Origin of the sequence: Acinetobacter sp. Z1 (assembly GCF_024296945.1) — a bacterium.
Lineage (GTDB): Bacteria > Pseudomonadota > Gammaproteobacteria > Pseudomonadales > Moraxellaceae > Acinetobacter > Acinetobacter beijerinckii.
In genome coordinates, this window is the sequence record NZ_CP101115.1 from 193471 (window position 1) to 208923 (window position 15453).

General features: G+C 38.2%; 12 protein-coding genes. 8 read left to right on the top strand and 4 right to left on the bottom strand.

Annotation, left to right across the window (positions count from 1 at the left end; all coding sequences use genetic code 11):
* Positions 1-901: 901 nt before the first annotated feature.
* Positions 902-2617, top strand: coding sequence for a GGDEF domain-containing protein (locus NGC85_RS00895; RefSeq protein WP_254804553.1), 1716 nt, complete (start codon positions 902-904; stop codon positions 2615-2617).
* Positions 2618-2632: 15 nt separating this feature from the next.
* Here NGC85_RS00895 and NGC85_RS00900 read toward each other — a convergent pair whose 3' ends face one another.
* Positions 2633-3475 carry an AbiJ-NTD4 domain-containing protein gene (locus NGC85_RS00900; protein ID WP_254804554.1) on the bottom strand — a complete coding sequence of 281 codons (843 nt, stop codon included), beginning with the start codon at positions 3473-3475 and terminating at the stop codon, positions 2633-2635.
* A gap of 67 nt (positions 3476-3542) precedes the next feature.
* Complete coding sequence (gene uvrA, locus NGC85_RS00905) at positions 3543-6374, bottom strand: excinuclease ABC subunit UvrA (RefSeq protein WP_254804555.1); 2832 nt, start codon at positions 6372-6374, stop codon at positions 3543-3545.
* A 366-nt stretch (positions 6375-6740) separates the two neighbouring features.
* Here uvrA and NGC85_RS00910 point away from each other — a divergent pair, with 366 nt between their 5' ends.
* From NGC85_RS00910 to NGC85_RS00920, 3 genes are all read left to right on the top strand, one after another.
* Positions 6741-7343, top strand: coding sequence for a TetR/AcrR family transcriptional regulator (locus tag NGC85_RS00910; RefSeq protein ID WP_254804556.1), 603 nt, complete (start codon positions 6741-6743; stop codon positions 7341-7343).
* Between the two features lie 3 nt (positions 7344-7346).
* Entirely contained in the window at positions 7347-8324 is a 978-nt protein-coding gene (locus NGC85_RS00915) for a zinc-binding dehydrogenase (protein WP_254804557.1), read from the top strand.
* 71 nt (positions 8325-8395) lie between these two features.
* The gene (locus tag NGC85_RS00920) at positions 8396-8749 is read left to right on the top strand and encodes a DUF1304 domain-containing protein (protein ID WP_254804558.1); all 354 of its coding nucleotides are present in this window, start codon (positions 8396-8398) and stop codon (positions 8747-8749) included.
* Positions 8750-8904: 155 nt separating this feature from the next.
* Here the strand turns inward: NGC85_RS00920 and tenA are convergent, their stop codons facing one another.
* Complete coding sequence (gene tenA, locus NGC85_RS00925; RefSeq protein WP_254804559.1) at positions 8905-9579, bottom strand: thiaminase II; 675 nt, start codon at positions 9577-9579, stop codon at positions 8905-8907.
* A 174-nt stretch (positions 9580-9753) separates the two neighbouring features.
* Here tenA and NGC85_RS00930 point away from each other — a divergent pair, with 174 nt between their 5' ends.
* The 4 genes from NGC85_RS00930 (at position 9754) to NGC85_RS00945 (ending at position 14362) form a co-directional block, all read left to right on the top strand.
* Positions 9754-10836: a DUF475 domain-containing protein gene (locus NGC85_RS00930; RefSeq protein WP_005052426.1), complete on the top strand. Its 1083-nt coding sequence runs from the start codon at positions 9754-9756 to the stop codon at positions 10834-10836.
* Between the two features lie 151 nt (positions 10837-10987).
* The gene (locus NGC85_RS00935) at positions 10988-12352 is read left to right on the top strand and encodes an MFS transporter (RefSeq protein WP_254805521.1); all 1365 of its coding nucleotides are present in this window, start codon (positions 10988-10990) and stop codon (positions 12350-12352) included.
* A gap of 51 nt (positions 12353-12403) precedes the next feature.
* Entirely contained in the window at positions 12404-12973 is a 570-nt protein-coding gene (gene ssb / locus NGC85_RS00940; protein WP_005052423.1) for a single-stranded DNA-binding protein, read from the top strand.
* A 216-nt stretch (positions 12974-13189) separates the two neighbouring features.
* Entirely contained in the window at positions 13190-14362 is a 1173-nt protein-coding gene (locus tag NGC85_RS00945; protein ID WP_032025663.1) for a site-specific integrase, read from the top strand.
* Positions 14363-14488: 126 nt separating this feature from the next.
* Here NGC85_RS00945 and NGC85_RS00950 read toward each other — a convergent pair whose 3' ends face one another.
* Positions 14489-15421: an IS5 family transposase gene (locus tag NGC85_RS00950; RefSeq protein ID WP_254804560.1), complete on the bottom strand. Its 933-nt coding sequence runs from the start codon at positions 15419-15421 to the stop codon at positions 14489-14491.
* Positions 15422-15453: the final 32 nt, after the last annotated feature.

Genomic DNA, 15453 nt, shown 5'->3' on the forward strand with positions numbered 1-15453 from the left:
ATTAATTGATGTGTAAATTTAGTCTCTGATCGCAGCATGACTAAAAATTATCTATTTACAAAAGCGATAATAAAAACAATTCCGATCTATTTAATCAACTTTACTTTTTGAGACTTGGTTCTCATAATAGGCACTAAGAGGTATTTAATTTGCATTATATCTCATAACATTTCTTAGTATTCGATGTGTATTCACATCTCTTTTTACTAGCTCAGCTTTCCCCAAGGTTGAGCTTTTTTTTGTCTGAATTTTGACTTTATCATCATTATTGCAATATCGAGAACTTCACTATTGTATCAAAACCAACGGTAAATCTAATTGTTGATATGGCTAAGTTTAGATTGTCTATATTTATGAATAAAAAAATCCCAACCTGATTTGAAAAGGCTGGGATCGAAAAGGATGTTTTTAATGAAGGGAGAAAACATCCTGAGGAATCACTGAACTAAATTCGCAGTATCTATCTAATAAAAGTATCTCTTAGCGTGTTCAGTTTGTGAAATTGTTTATTTTTATGTTAAAGATTTAAATCTCCGATGATGAATTTTTAATGAAAATTAAAAAATTGATATTATGCTTTTAATTTCTAATATGTTTTAAACATATAGATTAAACCATACTAAGTGATTATTATTTGTGCGCTAATTATTTTTTTAATACATTGTTTTAAATCGAATTATCCTTTTTATTTTGAGGGTACTTGATCAAATTTATTGCTTATTTAAATTGAAATTAAATTTAGAGAAAAATTAAATAATAAAAAGAATGCGATGTTGTTGTATATATTTAAAAGCATAGAAAAATGAGATTAATAATGCCAGTATATTTTGAAAATCAGGTAAAATTATTCATTGTTTAAAATTTATTCGGGATGGCTTTTGAAAAAAAACAAGGTGGATGAATGGGACGTAAGTTAAAGCGTGTCAAATTACGTTCAGAACAAATCAGTCTTCGACTTTTTTTCTGCATGGCTATTATAATTTTATCGATTTTATATATTTCTATTCCTTTGATATTGAATAGTTATAAAGAATATAATAAAACAAATCAGGTGCTTACTGAAATTACAAGTCTACGTGCTTTAGTGAAAACTGCGAATAAAATTTCGAGAGAGCGTGCTCCCTCAAATAAAGTTATGTCGAGTACACCTGAAGAAATTGAAAAAAATAAAAAAGAATTAGCTGAATTTAGACAAGTCGTGGATGGTCAAATTACTGAAACGATCACTACATTAGATCAAGCGGGTTTTAAATTCTTAGCGCAACAATTGCAAACCGACTTAAAATTTAAACTGGAAAACTCACGTAAAATTGTCGATGCATATGCTGAAATACCTCATTCCAAGCGGACATCTGCTCAGCTTGATCATGCCATTTTAGAGATGTTTGCTGTATGGGATGAAAGCCGTACGTTTTTAAATGGCTTGATGGCTCAATCAAAAAGCCAAGACAGCAGGATGTCGAATTATTTTATTTCCATCTTAATTTTAACCGATATGCGTGATCAAGCTGGACGTGTTGCGTCCAATGTCATGGCACCAATTACTTTTTCAGAAACCATTTCAGATGTGAATCGAGCACGCTCTTTACAAACTGAGCATCAATCACGTTATTTGTGGTCATTAGTCGATGCAATTCAACCGCAGTATACCAAAACATCTGAATATATTCGTTTACATCAAAGGGTCAAAAGCGAATTTCTTGACAAAGGATTACCCTTAGTTCGTCAATTATTAGATGAAAGTAAAGCGGGTCAGGCGTATTTTTTAACAGGCACGCAACTTACAGAGCGTATCGTTGGTAAATTTACAACAGTCATGGATCTGCAAAATTATATTTTAGATCATAGTATTCGTATTGCTACACAGCAGAATAGAAAAGCCAAACAGCAGTTTATGTTCACCTTGTCTATTTCTAGCTTGTCTTTGCTGATTGCACTTTTTACGATGATTTATACCAAACGAAAGGTTTTTACACCTTTGATTAATGCCAGAGACATGATTTTAGAATTATCGGACAGTTCTGAACTAATTACCAAACAACCTAAGCAAGAGTTTTTATCGCTGTTTGGCGCAATTGATAACTTAAAGCTTATGTTGAAGCAGCGAGATATGATGGAGTCGCAATTAAAAAAAATTGCAAATACCGACATGCTTACGGGGGTATCTAATCGCTTAGCTTTGGAAGAGTATGTTAATCATTTAATCGCTAAACCAAATGCGCTATCTCAGACCTGCGTATTCGCAATTGATATTGATAATTTTAAATTTGTGAATGATCGATATGGGCATATTGTCGGTGATCAAGTGATTACGATGATTGCAGATCAGCTTAAACATCATGTAAGAGTTTCTGATTTGATTGTGCGTTATGGCGGTGATGAATTTTTAGTGGTCATTGAAAGTATTGAAATGAGTGCTGCAAAAGCTATAGCTGAAAATATTCGTTCAGGAATTTTAAAGCAAAATATTATGACCACGAATGTTGGTGAGTTGATTCAGGTTTCGGTCAGTATTGGTGTGGCGATAGGGGCTGAAACTTGGTTAGAGTTATTAGAAAAAGCCGATCAGTCGTTGTTAAAAGCGAAAGTAAAAGGGAAGAATATGGTGGAGGGGTAACACTCTTACCCCAATCTATTTTGTCTTCTCAATTAAATAGTTTATAAAGTTTGTGCAAGAAACCAGCATGAACTTGGCATCGATATAAGATAAATTTGATTCTTCTAGCATCGCATGGCGTATACCATCTCCATCTGAGGCATACCCATAAAGTTGGCTTAAACTATTTTTTAGAGCAGCATGTAAGCTATACTTATCCTCAATCACTTTGAGTGCCTTACCCAAAGTCGCTTTATCATCTTGCGTGATAATTTTGCAAATTGATTCGACAGCGCTAATTGACTCTTTAATAGAATTTCTGTAATCAGGATTGTGACGATCCGACATTAGTTTTAATGCTTGATTTAAATGTAGTTGAACGCCTGAGAAGGGATTCGTGTTTTGCAATGCTTCTTCAATGGATTGGATTTCTTGTTCAGAAGTAATTTCTGTGATTTGTCTATTAACTATTCTATAAGCAGAGTTTTCAGCTTCTAGGCAATCATTTAACAAAAGAATGAAATCTTCTTTATCTTCATCAAAAGGAAAATATTGAATGCAAGCTTCTATAAAATCATAAATTTCATACCAACGGTATTTTTTGAAAAATAAAGTGTCAATTTCTTCAATAGTAGCTTCTATCGAATATGGAATTTGATCAATTCTTTTTTTGAAGTGACTATGGAATAGTAATTTAAAAAAAGATTCTAGGTTACTATCTGATATAAGATTGGTTCGAGCAAGATAACGATGAGAGTATTTTTGAAAAATACATTCACTAATTGCATTCCATAATCCATTTTTTAAAACTTCATCCATGCTTTCTTTTTGAATTATTTCTCGAACAGGTTTATATCCATATCTTTCTGAAAATCGCATTATTCCCTCAAATAAAAAAACGGTGAATGAATCACCGTTTTATCATGAAATTACAACAAGCTGGATATTATTTGAGCATCGGTTTTAAGAACTTACCTGTATGTGAAATTTCAACCTCAGCCACTTGCTCAGGTGTTCCTTCGGCAATGATTTGACCGCCACCAGAACCACCTTCAGGACCAAGGTCAATTACCCAATCGGCAGTTTTGATCACATCCAAATTATGCTCAATCACCACAATGGTATTACCCTTATTGCGTAGCTCATACAAAATGTCGAGTAACTTGGCAATATCATGGAAATGTAGACCTGTTGTAGGCTCATCCAAGATATATAAGGTTTTACCTGTATCACGTTTTGCTAACTCACGAGCTAATTTAACCCGTTGCGCTTCACCACCTGAAAGTGTGGTTGCAGCTTGACCTAGGCGAATATAACCCAGACCCACTTGTATTAAAGTATCTAAACGACGATGAATCACAGGAATGGCACTAAAGAACTCAGCTGCATCTTCAACGGTCATTTCTAACACATCTGAAATGTTCTTGCCTTTATAACCCACTTCTAAAGTCTCACGGTTATAACGCTTGCCATGACAAGCATCACAAGGCACATACATATCAGGTAAGAAGTGCATCGCTACCTTGATCATGCCGTCGCCTTCACAGGCTTCACAACGACCGCCTTTCACGTTAAACGAGAAACGACCTGCGCTATAACCACGCGCTTTGGCTTCAGGTGTTTGCGCAAATAACTCACGAATCGGCGTAAATAAACCTGTATAGGTGGCAGGATTTGAACGTGGTGTACGACCAATTGGACTTTGGTCAATATCAACCACTTTATCCAAGTGTTGCAAGCCATCAATCGAATCAAACTTTTCTGCGGTCAGCGTTGTTGCACCATTGAGTTGAGTGGCAGCTAATGGTAATAAAGTACGATTAATTAAGGTTGATTTTCCTGAACCTGACACGCCCGTCACACAGGTCATAATGCCGAGCGGAATGGTGAGATCGACATTCTGTAGATTATGACCACTTGCACCAGAGAGTTTGATGAATTCATCTGGGCGTGGTGATTGGGTTCGTTGCGTAGGTATCGCAATTTTTAGGCTGCCTGAGAGATATTGACCTGTAAGAGAGTCTTTATTGCTCGCAATCTCCTCATAGCTACCTTCACCGATAATGACACCGCCATGAATCCCTGCGCCAGGTCCGATATCAATAATATGATCCGCAGCACGAATCGCATCTTCGTCATGCTCAACCACAAGTACGGTATTGCCCAAATCGCGTAAGCGAATCAATGTTTGTAATAAGCGATCATTATCACGTTGATGCAAACCAATCGAGGGCTCATCTAAAACATACATCACGCCCATCAAGCCTGCACCAATTTGTGAAGCGAGGCGAATACGTTGTGCTTCACCGCCTGACAAGGTTTCAGCCGAACGAGCGAGACTGAGATAATTTAAACCGACACTGACAAGGAAGTGTAAACGCTCGCGAATCTCTTTAAAGATTTTATCGGCGATTTCACCTTTCGCACCTTCAAGATTGAGGTCTTGGTAATAGTTTTCAGCATCACCAATCGACATCTTGGTGATTTGTGCAATAGTCTTATCTTTGACACGAACATGACGTGAGATTTCATTAAGACGTGAACCATCACAGGCATCACACGCTGCATTGGATAAATATTGTGCGAGATCATCACGGACATAATTTGATTCTGTTTCACGGTAACGACGTTCTAAGTGTGGCAATACACCTTCGAAGGCTTGTACACGACTGTGTTTACGACCACGTTCATCGATATAACTGAGATCGATTTTCTCTTTGCCTGTACCTTGTAAGAACTTCTTTTGTGTCTCTTTATCCAATTCATTCCAAGGAATATCTAATGAAATCTCAAAATGATCGGCGACTTTTTGCAACATCGTATAGTAATAAGGACGTTGTCTGTCCCAGCCACGAATTGCACCTTGACTGATGGATACTTCAGGATTTGGAATCAGTTTTTCCGAACTGAAATGACTACGCGTTCCTAAACCATCACAAACAGGGCAGGCACCGAAGGGATTGTTGAATGAAAACAAACGTGGCTCAAGTTCCGCCACGGCACGATCACATTCAGGGCATGAGTGTTTAGCTGAAAAGACACGTTCAGGGTGTTCACCATTCATCCACGATAAAATTGCAATGTCACCACCTAAGCGTAATGCTGTTTCAAAAGATTCAGCGATACGATTACCGAGATCATCACGGACTTTAAAGCGATCAATTACGACTTCAATGGTATGTTTTTTCTTTTTATCTAATTCAGGTGGCGTATCGATATCAATGATTTCACCATCGACACGCGCACGTACGAAACCTTGACCTTGTAATTGTTCAAATAAATTGCTGTATTCGCCTTTGCGTTCACGTACCACAGGCGCAAGTAACATCAGCGCTGTACCTTCATCGAGCACTTTTACTGCATCAACCATTTCTGAGACTGTTTGCGCGACCATCGGCAAGTCATGTTCAGGGCAATATGGCGTTCCTACACGTGCATACAATAAACGTAAATAGTCATAAATTTCGGTAATTGTACCGACAGTTGAACGTGGATTGTGGCTGGTTGATTTCTGTTCAATCGCAATTGCAGGCGATAAACCTTCTATTGAGTCAACTTCAGGTTTTTCCATTTGCGAAAGGAATTGGCGTGCATAAGCGGAAAGTGATTCAACATAACGACGCTGACCTTCGGCATATAAGGTATCAAATGCGAGTGATGATTTACCTGAACCTGAAAGCCCTGTGATGACCACAAATTTGTCACGTGGAATATCGAGTGACACATTCTTTAAATTATGGGTACGTGCGCCTCGAATACGGATATGACTTTGGCTCATGAAAACATCTCAATAATATGCAAATAGAAGATCAAAACAGGTTGAACATTGATGTCATGCAGCATCGATTATTTAATTTGAATGTGATGAGAAAGGAATCAATACACATAAATTTAAAATAATTGCTGCGTAGCATCATGATGTTTAACAGGTCTTATATGATAGCGCCTTAAAATTGTTCAAGTGGTATAAAAATATTTAAAACGACAAATTGTGACGGTTAGACCACATTTTCAAACATCATCAGTCTTAACCGAGTTGTATTTTTATCATTCATTTTCTGATTTTACTACTGTAAAGCTGTTGCTAAATAAAAATACATAATTTTACTAGACGACTGGTCTAATATTAAAATATAGTGTGTCTATGAAACGATCAATGAAAAGTGAAGCGACCCGACAACATATCTTGGATACCAGTTTTGAATTGGTATTGCGTAAAGGTTTTGTGGGGGTTGGCTTACAAGAAATTTTGAAAGCCTGTGACGTACCCAAAGGTTCGTTCTACCACTATTTTGCGTCTAAAGAGGCGTTTGGTTGTGCTTTATTAGAACAGTACATGGCTGACTATAAAGTACGAGTTGAGCAGCTTTGGCAGCACACTGAACAAAGTGCCTATGCACGTTTGATGGCTTTGTGGCAGGCATGGATTGACGATCCAATTTATGGCAGTTGGGCAGAAAACTGCTTAATTGTAAAACTCGCTGCTGAAGTCTCTGATTTATCAGAAGACATGCGACAGATCTTGAATTTAGGTGTGCATCGACTCACGCAACGCGTGGCGCTGCTATTACAAGAAGGGCAGCAGCAAGGTTCGATTCCAACACATCTAGACCCATTTAAAACAGCTCAAGTGATGTATCAGCTTTGGTTAGGTGCAGCATTGATGAACAAATTGGCACAAAACAAAGCGCCATTGCATCTAGCTTTGGAAACCACGAAACAGCTGTTACAACCGATACAGGAATAAATCATGCAAAGTATTATCCATCATCAATTTGGCGAACCCGTAGATGTTTTAGAAGTGGCAGATATGCCTCAACCAGAGCCTAAAGCAGGTGAAGTCCGTATCAAGACCATTATGTCTCCAATCCATAATCACGATGTGTGGACGGTGCGGGGGAGTTATGGCTATAAACCAACGTTGCCTGCAATTGGCGGGAGTGAAGCGGTAGGTATCGTCGATGCGGTAGGTGAAGGTGTTGATGAAAGTAAATTAGGGCAACGGGTTGCCGTTGCTGGGGTCCATGGCAGTTGGGCAGAATATTTTATTGCGCCTGCGCAAGGCATTATCCCTTTAAATGATGCGATTGATGATGAAACAGCAGCTCAATTGATTGGTATGCCGATTAGTGCTTTGATGTTACTCGACTTTGTGAATGTTCAAACAGGTCAATGGTTGATTCAGAATACAGCGAATGGTGCGGTTGGTAAAACCGTAGCGATGATTGCTCAGGCGCGTGGTTTGCAAGTGATTAATCTTGTGCGTCGTACCGATGCGATTGCTGAAATGCAGGCTTTAGGTATTCAACATGTGGTTGCGACTGATCAGGCGGATTGGAAGCAACAAGTGAAAGCCATTCATGCTGATCAGCTATTGATTGCAGGCGTGGATTCAATTGGTGGAACGGCGAGTGGTGAAATGCTGAATCTGCTGAGTGAAAATAGCGTATTGGTTTCATTTGGCAGCATGACGGGCGAGACCATGCAGATTTCATCGGGTGATTTGATTTTCAAACAGGCCACGGTGAAAGGTTTTTGGGCAAGTGTGGTTAATAAAGAAATGCCAGCTGAGCGGAAGAAGGCATTATTTGTTGAGTTATTAACGCTTGCGACACAAAAGAAACTGATTTTACCTGTAGAAGGCATTTTCAGTTTTGATGACATTAAAACTGCTGCACTCAAAGCCACTCAAGGTGCACGTCAGGGTAAAGTGTTGTTAAAGCCTTAACTTTGACAATAGATGACCAGTCGTGAGGCTGGTCTACTGATATTAAGTCATAAAATAAAAAGGAAAATGAGATGATTGGACAACTGCTTGTAGGATTAATTGCTGTCTTGCATGTTTATATCTTAGTGTTGGAAATGTTTTTATGGGATAAACCAGCAGGTTTAAAAGCATTTGCGAATACCCCTGAAAAAGCTCAGCTCACCAAAGTTTTGGCGCAGAACCAAGGTCTTTATAATGGTTTTCTTGCAGCAGGCTTATTTTGGGCATTAGTTGCACCTGAAACCTATGCAGTCGCATTGGCGAATTTCTTTTTAGCTTGTGTGTTGGTTGCAGGTATTTATGGTGGTTTGACGGCGAGTAAAAAAATTATTTATATCCAATCTGTACCCGCATTGCTTGCCTTAATTGCGGTTAACTTTTTTTAATCTATAAAGGTATTCACCCATTCTGATTTGTGTTTTAATGCACTCAGTTTGAGATGAGCCTCATACAGTATATCGGACAATACGATATACGACTAAGCCCCCATGAGGGGCTTTTTTATGTCTATGAAAAATGTAAATAAAGATTAGATAGGCTATTAAGCTTGGTCTAAACCTAACCATTGGCGTTGCTGATAAGCGCTATCCCAAAATAACCATTCCAGTTTTGCACCCATAGTGTATGCAGCATGCATTTTCGCCAAAGTGTCTTGATCACAACGTGCTGCCACTTTATCTACAGTTGTAATCACATTGCGCACTGCCGTATTAAATTCTTCACCTGCATAGGTATCAATCCATGCTTGGTATGGATTATTTGCAACAGATTGACTAACAATGTCTTTACCCACTTCTGCATAAATCCAAAAACAAGGCAGTAATGCTGCTAAAATCACAGGGTAGCTTTCTGACCAAGCCGTTGCAGTTAAAAAAGAAGTGTAATGATGGCAAGCGAGCGTCAAAGGTGTATTTTCAAACTCAATTTTGCTGATATCAAATTCCTGCATGAAATCACTATGTAGACTACGTTCTACAATAATCGCAATTTTTGCAGCTTCGGAAAATTGAATCACATCATCTGCTTCATAGGCTTTTGCCGCAGCTACAGCAAGCGCACGACCATAAGCCAGTAAATAATGCGCATCTTGAATCACATAATGACAAAAGGCTTCACGGTTTAATGTGCCTGCTGCAAGTTCTTGGTTAAACGGCAAAGCTAAGATTTTTTGATATAAATTTTGATTACGTTGCCAAACATCTTGAGAAAATGTCATGAATTGAACCTGTTAGAAACGAATAAAAGAAAAACATCAACAGACTATAGCAGAACTCAGTTTTAATAGAGTTTGATCTCAAAATAACAGCAACAATCTTTTCTATCTTTCATCTAAAACTCCCCTACAATAGACACATTTTTATACCCCAACGATTTCGTAAAAAGGTTGCTCATGAAGCATTTCCGTTTCTCCATATTCTTCACCATAGTGTGTTTAGCACTATCTGCTTACTGGGGCTATTCGCATGGTCCAGAAGCAGGTGTGGCTACAATGCTTAAAGCATTAACCATTACTGCAATTTTAGCTGTGATGGAGGTTTCCCTTTCTTTTGATAACGCTGTCGTAAACGCTTCAGTACTGCGTAATTGGGATCATTTTTGGAAAATGATCTTTTTAACGGTGGGTATTTTAATCGCCGTGTTTGGTATGCGTTTGATTTTCCCAGTCGTGATTGTCGCTGTGACTGCCGATATGGGCATGATGGAAGTGGTGAAACTAGCGCTTAATGATCCAAAATCCTATTCAGAACGTTTGATGGAACATCATGCTGAAATTGCAGCCTTCGGTGGTACATTCTTACTCATGGTGTTTTTAAACTTCTTCTTTGATGATGGTAAAGAAACACATTGGTTCCGTTGGCTTGAATCTAAACTTGCAAATTTAGCTAGTGTACCTGCAATGTCGGTATTTATTGCTTTGGTTGCAATGATCATCATGGCATCGAATGTAGATGAAAGTAAGCGTCTTGTTGTCACGATGGCTGGTATTTGGGGCATTGTGGTGTATATCGGTGTGCAAGTGCTGAGTCATATGCTTGGCGGTGAACCTGAAATTGATGAACAAGGTAATGCGGTGACTCATGATGCAAACGGTGCAGCATCAGGTGTTGTGAAAGCTGGTTTCGGTGGTTTCTTGTATCTTGAAGTTCTTGATGCATCATTCAGCTTTGATGGCGTGATTGGCGCATTTGCAATTACCAGTGATGTCGTTATCATCATGTTAGGTCTGGCTATTGGTGCGATTTTCGTCCGTTCAATGACAATTTATTTGGTAGAGAAAGGCACTTTGGATGCATACATCTTCCTTGAGCATGGCGCGCACTACGCAATTGGTGCTTTGGCATTCATTATGATCGCAAGTGGTACTGGCTTACATGTACCTGAAGTTGTGACTGGTCTTATTGGTGTTGCCTTTATTGTTTGGGCAGTGATTGCCTCGATTCAATACAGTAAAAGACAGCAACACGTATCTTAAGTTTATTTTCAGCTTAGTCAGCTATGTTAAATAAAGGAGCGGAATCGCTCCTTTATTTTTTCTTGCAAATATCTTAAGTTTTTATCATCTACTTACAACCTTTATGAGTGAATGACTTATAATCCGTTGAGTCAGTTATAGTGTCTTATCAATAATGAATGCTTTAGAACGTCGTTCAACTTTTGCCTTAAGTAGCATTTTTGCCTTACGCATGTTGGGCTTGTTCATGATTATTCCTGTTTTTTCTGTGGCAGGACAATCCTATGCGTATGCAACACCAGCGTTGATTGGTTTGGCTGTCGGGGTGTATGGTCTGACTCAGGCAATATTACAAATTCCGTTTAGCCTCTTAGCTGATCGCTTTAGCCGAAAACCACTGATCATTTTGGGTTTGATTTTGTTCGCTGTTGGTGGGGCAATTGCTGGATTCGCCGATACCATTTATGGCGTCATCATAGGTCGTGCAATTGCAGGAGCAGGGGCAGTTTCTGCCGTAGTGATGGCATTACTTGCCGATGTCACTCGAGAAGAACAGCGAACCAAAGCCATGGCTGCCATGGGCATGAGTATTGGTTTGTCCTTCGTCGTGGCATTTAGTTTAGGTCCGTGGCTCACCAGTCTAGTCGGTATTTCAGGTTTATTCTTTGTCACGACCATTATGGGTTTAGCTGCAATTTCAATGTTGCTCTTGGTTCCTAAAGTCACCCGACATCATCGTAATTTTCAACAGGGTTATTTGAATCAACTGAAACAAGTGATTCAAATGGGCGATTTAAATCGATTACATATTTCTGTTTTTGCATTGCATTTATTACTGACCGCAATGTTTATCTATATTCCCTCACAACTGATTGAATATGCACAGATCCCATTGGCTAAGCATGGTTTAATTTATTTACCTTTATTGGTACTCAGTCTCTTTTTTGCATTTCCAAGCATTATCATTGCTGAAAAATACCGCAAGATGCGTGGCATTTTTCTTTCGGCAATTGCAGGCATTATTGGCGGTTTACTCATTCTGATTTTTGGCTATGAATCCAAATATGTGTTGCTGACAGGTTTAGGTATTTTCTTTATTGCATTTAACGTGATGGAAGCATTATTGCCTTCTTGGTTATCAAAAGTTGCACCGATTCAATCGAAAGCGACTGCGATGGGTGTGAATGCGAGTAGTCAATTTTTAGGCGCATTTTTTGGTGGGACTTTAGGCGGTCAGCTTTTGATGTTACAGAATACTGCGCTTGGCTGGAGTGTATTATCTGGGATTGCTATACTGTGGTTGCTGGTTAGTTTTGGCTTGGCTCAGCCAAGATATTTGTCTTCAATTGTGTTGCCTTTACCTCATATGACACAAACAGATGAATGGGCTTCAAAATTACTGGCAATTCGTGGTATTGAAGAAGTCGTGGTGATGCCCGAACAACAAGTTGCTTATATTAAAGTCGATAAACTGCGGATTGATGATGCTGGGCGACAAGATTTAACGCACTTGATTGGCAAAGAGGTAGCCATTTAAGCATAACTCTTATAAAGTAAAACATAGAAATAGATAGGATGATGACAGCTAATGCGTGGTGTGAATAAAGTTATTTTAGTCGGTACTTTGGGTAAAGATCCAGAAACAAAAACCTTTCCGAATGGTGGATCTCTGACTCAGTTTTCGATTGCAACAAGTGAATCGTGGACAGATAAAAATACTGGTGAGCGAAAAGAACAAACAGAATGGCATCGTATTGTATTGCACAATCGCTTAGGGGAAATTGCTCAGCAATATTTACGTAAAGGCTCAAAAGTTTATATTGAAGGTTCATTGCGTACACGTCAGTGGACAGACCAAAATGGTCAAGAGCGTTACAGTACTGAAATTCGTGGCGATCAAATGCAAATGCTTGACTCACGTCAGCAAGGTGAACAACAAGGTGGTGGTGACTTTAACCAACCACGTTTTAACAATAATAACCAAGGTGGTGGTTACCAAAATACAGGTTATAACAATAACCAAAATGGTTATGGTCAAGGTGGCAATCAAGGCAATTATGCTGGCAATCCACAAGCGGGTAATGGTTTTAATACACCAAAAGCTGCACCACAACCTGCTGCTGCGCCCGCTGATTTAGATGATGATTTACCGTTCTAGATCATATATCTAAGTAATTTGTTAAGTTATTTAAGATTTTATTGTTTTAAATTTATTTAAACTCAATTGCTTAAATAGAAAAATGGCTTCTTTTATTTTGTTAATAAGAGGAGCTATTTTTTAACTATAGAAAATGTTAATTTAAAAGTGCATATATAATTTATTTTGTTAAGTTAGTATGTTGAAAAGAATATATCAAGATTGGAAATTTATAAGATGGATGTAGAGGTAATCTTGCATGATTCTGGAGAGTTATTGCCTATACTCTTAGATGATGATGGTATGCCAATACCTTTGCCAAATGAGTTTATTCTCTCCAAAAGGCATGCCAGCTCTAATACACTGATCAGGAATTTAAGAGAAATAAAATTACTATATCAATGGTTTCACATTCATAATATTGACTTATATGAAAGGTTGATTCAGAAGAGACCTTTTACTGAAGCTGAAATTACAGGAAGCCTTGTAGAGTTTCTAAGAAAAGATCATGAAAAAAGACATAAGACGATCAAGATCGCAGTCAAGCCAGATACCTTTAATCAAAGACTCATCACGATTAAACAGTTTTTAAACTGGTATATTGAGATGTATATCGGGACTCTACCTTTCACATCAAATAATTATCAATACTACATTACATATAAGACAAGGCTTATCTCCTTACTTGATCGCTGTTTTATAAATTCACCACCAACTAATAAAAGTCTTAGTAAAGGGTTAACTAGTAGTGAGCAATCTAATCTTATTAAGCTGATTAGACCAAAAAATGGAAGTCAAAATCCGATTGAATATAGAAATTATATTATGGTGATGCTAATGCTCTCCTTTGGATTACGTCCTGGAGAGTTATTGAGTTTAAGAGTTGAAGATGTACAGTTTGGGGGAATATCTTCCATAAGAGTGCATCGTCGCCCACCTGATGCTAAAGATAAAAGAAAGCAAAGACCTCAAATTAAGAGAAATGGACGTACATTATCAATTAATGATAAAGCTCTTGCGAAAGAGTTAGATGTCTATATTACAAAATGGAGAGAGAGGTTAGATCAGAGAAATCAAACTTCTATCGAATCGGATTACTTAATTCTTAATCAAGATGGAAAACCTCTTTCAATTCCATCAATCACTCAATATTTTCAAATCTTGAAAGAAAAGCATTCTGAATTTTTACCTACAAATTTTAGTCCAAAAACCTTAAGACATACTTTTTCATCTTCAATGGAGCGATTGTTAAGAGAAGCTGGTGTTGAAGAAGACAATAGAAAAAAAGCATTAGCATATTTGAGGGGGGATAGTTCGTTGTCCTCGCAAGATATCTATACATTCAAAGAAACTGAATTAGAAGCTAATAAGTATTTAGGACAATATCAACGTGAGATTTTTGGAATCTAAAACTATGCAACAGGATTTACTTGCTAATGAGAATGGTTGGAGAGAAATTCCGAATTTTATTACTAGTCGCGAAGGGCTTTGTTGCATAAAGCCTTTGAAGATAGAGCTCTCCTAAGTTGTTAAAATTTAAGTTACAACTTGGGTATGAGGTCTGCCTAATTCTGTAAATTTATTAAGTACGGCTACGCGTGCATGGATCTCATTCACTTGGCTGTCAAAATTCTTTGAGCAGAGTTTATCGCCTAATAATTTGATGCAATGCATCTTGGTTTCGACCAAACTTCGGCGATGATAGCCTGACCATTTTTTCCATAGTGTCCTGCCTAAACGTTTAACGGTTCGAAGTAATTCATTTCGCTCTTGCGAATGAACTTTTGTATCTTTCCAAGGCTTTGCATTTTTTCTGGGTGGAATCACTGCATTTGCTTGTCGATCTGCAATGACCTGACGGCATTGTTTTGTGTCATAAGCCCCGTCTGTATAAACTGAATCAATCTGTTCATCCAGCGGGATTTGATCAAGTAAATCCCCGAGGACTTGTGAATCACTCACATTATTCGTTGTGAGCTGAACTGCACGTATTTGAAGAGTGTCAGCATCTATAGCAATATGGAGCTTACGCCATTGGCGACGATATTCAGGCTGATGTTTCTTGCGTTTCCACTCACCTTCACCTAGAAATTTCAAGCCTGTAGAGTCCACAAGTAGATGTAGCCCATTGCTACTTTTTTGATAGCTAATCGCAATATCAACATGTTTTTGTCTTCTACAAAGCGTGGTGTAGTCTGGCGCTGTCCAATCTAATCCGCAAAGTTTAATCAGGCTTTGTACAAAGCCAGTGACCATACGTAAAGATAGACGGAATAATGATTTAATCATTAAGCAGCATTGGATAGCTGCGTCGGAGTAGGTTTGATTTCGTCCTTGTTTGCCTTTTGATGGAGCATACCATTGCGTAGCAGGATCAAACCAAATGGCAATATTCCCACGATTAATGAGTGCTCGGTTATATGAAGACCAATTGGTTGTATGATAAATTTTAGGTGTAGGCTTATTCATTTGAAAATTATATTGTGGAATAAGCCTTTAGA

Bases quoted from the DNA above. Each gene is read 5' to 3' on its own strand.
- NGC85_RS00895 (WP_254804553.1), top strand. From the start codon at position 902: ATGGGACGTAAGTTAAAGCGTGTCAAATTACGTTCAGAACAAATCAGT.
- NGC85_RS00900 (WP_254804554.1), bottom strand. From the start codon at position 3,475: ATGCGATTTTCAGAAAGATATGGATATAAACCTGTTCGAGAAATAATT.
- uvrA (WP_254804555.1), bottom strand. From the start codon at position 6,374: ATGAGCCAAAGTCATATCCGTATTCGAGGCGCACGTACCCATAATTTA.
- NGC85_RS00910 (WP_254804556.1), top strand. From the start codon at position 6,741: ATGAAACGATCAATGAAAAGTGAAGCGACCCGACAACATATCTTGGAT.
- NGC85_RS00915 (WP_254804557.1), top strand. From the start codon at position 7,347: ATGCAAAGTATTATCCATCATCAATTTGGCGAACCCGTAGATGTTTTA.
- NGC85_RS00920 (WP_254804558.1), top strand. From the start codon at position 8,396: ATGATTGGACAACTGCTTGTAGGATTAATTGCTGTCTTGCATGTTTAT.
- tenA (WP_254804559.1), bottom strand. From the start codon at position 9,579: ATGACATTTTCTCAAGATGTTTGGCAACGTAATCAAAATTTATATCAA.
- NGC85_RS00930 (WP_005052426.1), top strand. From the start codon at position 9,754: ATGAAGCATTTCCGTTTCTCCATATTCTTCACCATAGTGTGTTTAGCA.
- ssb (WP_005052423.1), top strand. From the start codon at position 12,404: ATGCGTGGTGTGAATAAAGTTATTTTAGTCGGTACTTTGGGTAAAGAT.
- NGC85_RS00945 (WP_032025663.1), top strand. From the start codon at position 13,190: ATGGATGTAGAGGTAATCTTGCATGATTCTGGAGAGTTATTGCCTATA.
- NGC85_RS00950 (WP_254804560.1), bottom strand. From the start codon at position 15,421: ATGAATAAGCCTACACCTAAAATTTATCATACAACCAATTGGTCTTCA.